The sequence below is a fragment of the Acinetobacter sp. C15 genome, from assembly GCF_013420645.1.
In the GTDB taxonomy this organism is placed as follows: domain Bacteria; phylum Pseudomonadota; class Gammaproteobacteria; order Pseudomonadales; family Moraxellaceae; genus Acinetobacter; species Acinetobacter indicus.
In genome coordinates, this window is record NZ_VOXR01000132.1 from 1 (window position 1) to 1,136 (window position 1,136).

The 1,136-nt window shown below is 33.1% G+C and carries 2 protein-coding genes; both read left to right on the forward strand.

Annotation, left to right across the window (positions count from 1 at the left end; translation table 11 throughout):
• Positions 1-28: 28 nt before the first annotated feature.
• Positions 29-658, forward strand: a complete 630-nt coding sequence (locus FTT63_RS15520; RefSeq protein ID WP_180192483.1) for a hypothetical protein — start codon at positions 29-31, stop codon at positions 656-658.
• Between the two features lie 170 nt (positions 659-828).
• Positions 829-1,014: a hypothetical protein gene (locus FTT63_RS15525; protein ID WP_180192484.1), complete on the forward strand. Its 186-nt coding sequence runs from the start codon at positions 829-831 to the stop codon at positions 1,012-1,014.
• Positions 1,015-1,136: the final 122 nt, after the last annotated feature.

The window sequence follows — 1,136 nt, forward strand, 5'->3', positions numbered from 1 at the left end:
GATAATCTTTTTCGGATTCAATCAATAATTGAACCGCTCTTTCTCTGATTTCAGGGGTATATTTTGGTTTTGTCATCGGGACATTCTCTCAAGAAAGTTGGTCTCCGACAAACCCGGTACGGTTCACGATGAATTTAAACCAAGATTTGAGAATTTTGTTGCAGCGATTGATCAGTCAATGTTTGTTTGCGATACTAAAACTAAAGTTAAGCTTGTTGAGTTTTATGAAATTTTCTTTATAGAATTAAAATTAATTGAAGATCCAATATCAAGTATTTTTGATGCCTCACAGGATTGTGAAATAGCTTACAAAACCTATTCTAAAATTATGAGCGAGTTAGAACCAATTAAGTCTCGCTTAGTAGATCTTCAGGTTGAAGATCCAGGGCAAAAAAATATTGAAAATGCGTTACAACTATTAGACGATAAATTAATTTTTTCTCGTAAGTATTTACAGGCTGCACAAGAGAAAGGCGATTTAGTTCAAGAACTTTGCACTGATGCAGAACCAAAAATTCATGACTTTATGATTAAGATAAATACAAAAGCAGTAGATGTAATGTATAGCTTGAGACAGGAAATAGGCATAAAAACCGATATAAAAACTGATATGGAATTGAATGAAAGGCTAAAAAAACTCGTATTAAAAAGTAAATAATCATTTTTATAGTTTTTATTCTCATTATTAAGGCTATTAGTTCTTAGCGGAGTGGTTGCACTAATCTATAGTTTGGAAAATAATTAAATACTTGGAGTGGACACTATCAGTAGTGATTTGTTATAGATCCAATCTTGAGATAAAAATACTAAAATTTAAAGGAACTAAAGATGAAACAAATATTTAAGGTATCTACAAATAGTCTAGGACGCTGTCCTTATTGCCGCAATGTCGATGTTGGTGGTAGTTGTTTTGAGAGAGGAATAAATCACATGCTGAGTGAGCATAATTATCAAATTGAACATATTGGCACTGAAACCATTGAAGGGGACCTAGGGTTGTTTCATACAACGTAAGCGTCCGCTGAACCCCACTTTTTCTAACTCATTAATACCGCGATAGTGTCCACTTAAATTTAAGTGGACACCTATTTATGGATTTAAAGACAGTTATAGACAGTGCACCAACGCTAAAAAAG